Raw genomic sequence first — 3525 nt, forward strand, 5'->3', positions numbered from 1 at the left:
TCGGGCGGCGTGACGCCGATGGTGTTCCAGAACGACAGCGGCGACCAGAGCGCGACGACGAAGAGCGCGGTGAGCGCTGGCGCGATCAACATCACGAAGCCGAGCGAGCAGACGCAGGACGTCGCGAACCTGAACCGCGACACGGCGAATCTGAACGGGACCGTTTCGAAGACGCCCGATGTGCAAAAGACGCTGTCGCAGCAGGCCGATACGATGAACGCGGCGCAGGCAGCGGGGCAGACGGTTTCGCAGGGGATCGGGTTGTACGCTGACGGCAAGCGCAAGGATGCGATCGATGCAGCCAAGGCCGCTTACGAGCGCGGCGACCTTGTTGCGATGCAGTCGTACATTGATCAGGCGAAGAGCTGGGATGAGGGCGGGGCCTCACGCGCGGAATTGCAGATGGCAGGCGGCGCGCTGATCGGCGGGCTCGGTGGCGGCAGCGCGCTCACGGCGCTCGGTGGCGCGGCGGGTGCAGGCATGTCGTCGCTGCTGGCTGGACAGGCAGAGAAGATCAGCAAGTCGGTGGGGGACACGACCGGCTCGTCGCTGGTCGGCAACATCGCCGCGAACGTCGCGGCAACGGTCGGTGGCGCCTTGGTGGGAGGCAGTGCGGGCGCGGCGATGGCCTCGAACGTCGAGCTTTACAACGCAGGCAACGACCCCCAAAAAACGGACGATCGGGCGACAATCGCGGGACTGCAAGGGCTGCTCAATCGGACCGCCGCGATGGCTTCGGACGCGCGAGCAGGGATGTGGAACGGGATGGTCAACGTCGCGGGCGTGATCGTTAATCTTCCGAACGGCGGGCCATTCGCGTCGCCCGGTGATCCGGGCTATGTCTCGCTGGATGGGCTGAAGAAGCCGTATAAATCTGGGACTTCAATCGGCCCGGATACGGAATTCCTGACGCCTATCTTGGCGACGTTGGGTCTCGGCGGGAAAGCGGCAGTCGGAACTGATGCGGGAGCAACATCGGCGGATGTCGCCACGGTTGGAAACGGTGCGCTGAAGAATGCGAGCGGTGACCTCTCCGCGGCAGCGAATTCGGCGAGAAATCAGCCGTATGGTCAGGGAGCAAGCGCCAGTCAGTCTCCGGGAACCCAAGGGGCAAGCTCAGGTAGTAATATCTCGGCGTCAAACGGTTCATCGAGTCCCACGACAATTGTTGCGAGCAATCCAGTTGATCTGAATGCTTTTGATCGATTGAACGTTGTTGATCCGGCGGTAGGCAAATTTAGACCAGGTGAAGCCGGAGCAGCGGCAGAGCTTGAAAATTATCTGGGTGGCACGCTCCAACGTGCGCCTCAGGGCTCCTCGGTTGACTTTGTGTTCAGCTCCGGGCCAAACAACGGTAAGACCGTGGATTTTATGCTTACGCCGGATACGGTCGCGCAGGCGGCAAAGATAAATCAGTTTTTTGATAAGAATCTTAATAATTTCATGAGCACTCTTTCGGATCATGCGGCTGCTGCGGATTTTGTGCCGTTGGATTCTAGATTTCTGAGTGAGGCAAACAAAACGTTGCTTGTCAAGGCGATTGGCAATCTCCCGCAAAAACTGCAAGCGAAGATTATTCTGATCAAGTGAGGCGAAAATGGCGGGATCGATAGTTATTTCTAAAGAAGTGCGTGTCCCTGTGAGTACGAGTCAGTTCGATTATTTGGTCAGTCGAATCGGTGATCAGTTTCACTCGTCCGACATGTGGATTAAGGATGAGGTTTACCTTCCTATGGAAGAGGGGGGGATGAGCTTTATCTCAACGGAATCGTTGAACTCTAACGGGCTGTCAATTTTTCTGGCGACTGTGATGCGGGCTAGAGCCGCTTCTCAGGCTGAGGAATCATTTCCCCTATACGAGAATGTATGGAATCAATTGGTTGAGAAGTTGCGGCAGGATGCGCGGCTCGGAGTTTCGGGGAATTGATTTAAACCTCAGGGGTGGCAGTGCAGGCGCGGCGATGGCCTCGAACGTCGAGCTTTACAACGCAGGCAACGACTCCCAAAAAACGGACGACCGGGCAACAATCGCAGGACTTCAGGGGCTGCTCAATCGGACCGCCGCGATGGCTTCAGACGCGCGAGCAGGGATGTGGAACGGGATGGTCAACGTCGCGGGCGTGATCGTTAATCTTCCAAACGGGGGCCCGTTTGCGTCACGGGGTGATCCGGGATATGTTTCGCTCGATGGGCTGAAGAAACCGTACAAGTCGGGAACGTCGGTTGGCCCTGACACGGAGTTCTGGACGCCTGTCCTGGCGACGCTGGGTCTCGGTGGCAAAGCGGCGGTCGGAACGGGTGCGACAACAACGTCGGCGGATGCGGTCGCGGTTGGAAACGGTGCGCTTAAGGCTGCCAGTGGTGACTTGAGCGCGGCTGGCAATGCGGCTAGAACGCAACCGTATGGCAATGGGGCAAGCGCGTCACCTTCCCTGGGAACGGCCACCACGGGGAGTTCGGGAGCGAATGTGCAACTCCCGATGGGTAACGGTGGAATTGTCACGTCGAGCGATACGTCGGTTGCTAATGGTGCATTGGTGAGTGCTGATGCGGCGCAGAATATTGTGACTGCAAAGCAATTGGCCAAGCAGTTGCAGCTGGAGTCAGCCAATTCGCCGTTCACGACAGGTGGTACGCTGACGCCGAAGGCTATAAGCGATGCGCAGGCGGTTCCGGGATTAGGTCCGGGTCAATTGGCCAATCCCAACGTACCTGCTGGTTTTGGCAAATATACGACGCAAACATATCAGAGTCCTGCAGGATCTTTTCAGATGCATTTCTATATGAATCCGACGACTGGAGAGGTGTTCTACGGTTTGGATTACAAGGCAATCTTCAACAACATGTCTGGCGTGCCCAAGAAACCATGAAAGTTAAATGTATCCGCTTACTTGACGTTTTCGGTCGAGAGGTCGAGGCCTCTCCATGGTTGACACTCGGACGTACCTATCATGTCGCGAGCATCGAGATCACCCCAGATGGAAAGCGCAGTTACGGAATAGTGACTTCTGAGCGAGCAGGGGAGTGGCCAAACATGGGGGGGCACCAAGCAGAGTGCTTTGAGATCGTAAGTACTATGGCGCCGTCGAATTGGCGTTCAAAAGTAAACGCAAATGGAGCGATCAGTATTGCGCCTGCTGCTTGGCAGGAGCCGGGCTTCTTGGAGGCTTTCTATGATCGGGATCCTATTGCGTATCATATCTTCGAAAAAGAGTATGGTCTTATTTTAAGTGAAGATCCTTAATTATTTTTTGAAATTGATGCGTGAGGTGGTGTGGGGGAGCATATTAGTTGCATTGTTTTTGCTGAGGTTGATTTTTTGCGCGGAATCGTTGTGTTGGCGTGAATTTTAATCGAAGAGAAAACAATGCGTGCATGGAAAGATTTTGTTACCGATTTGATGAAAATCTGACGTTTACTTTGCCGGGCACGTTTGCCAACAGCGCGAACCTGCAATCGGTCCACAACCTGACGGTCAACGCCGGCAACATCGTCAACACGGGCGCGATGACGGCCGGCAGCCAA

At 56.1% G+C, this 3525-nt stretch carries 3 protein-coding genes and 1 pseudogene; 3 read left to right on the forward strand and 1 reads right to left on the reverse strand.

Translation table 11 applies throughout. The features are described from left to right. The 3 genes and pseudogenes from WS69_RS13680 to WS69_RS34135 all read left to right on the forward strand — a co-directional run. Positions 1-1590: pseudogene (locus tag WS69_RS13680) on the forward strand (cell surface protein); the annotation flags it as partial. Between the two features lie 7 nt (positions 1591-1597). Continuing rightward, complete coding sequence (cdiI, locus tag WS69_RS35290; protein ID WP_269434743.1) at positions 1598-1927, forward strand: toxin-immunity protein system imunity protein CdiI; 330 nt, start codon at positions 1598-1600, stop codon at positions 1925-1927. 34 nt (positions 1928-1961) lie between these two features. Next, on the forward strand, positions 1962-2870 hold the full coding sequence (locus WS69_RS34135) for a hypothetical protein (RefSeq protein WP_197419255.1): 909 nt from the start codon (positions 1962-1964) through the stop codon (positions 2868-2870). 370 nt (positions 2871-3240) lie between these two features. Here WS69_RS34135 and WS69_RS34140 read toward each other — a convergent pair. After that, the coding region (locus WS69_RS34140) for a hypothetical protein (protein WP_197419254.1) at positions 3241-3525 on the reverse strand (285 nt) is incomplete at its 5' end.

It is taken from the genome of Burkholderia sp. BDU5, from assembly GCF_001522845.1.
GTDB classification, from domain to species: Bacteria; Pseudomonadota; Gammaproteobacteria; order Burkholderiales; family Burkholderiaceae; genus Burkholderia; species Burkholderia mayonis.

Bases quoted from the DNA above. Each gene is read 5' to 3' on its own strand.
- cdiI (WP_269434743.1), top strand. From the start codon at position 1,598: ATGGCGGGATCGATAGTTATTTCTAAAGAAGTGCGTGTCCCTGTGAGT.
- WS69_RS34135 (WP_197419255.1), top strand. From the start codon at position 1,962: ATGGCCTCGAACGTCGAGCTTTACAACGCAGGCAACGACTCCCAAAAA.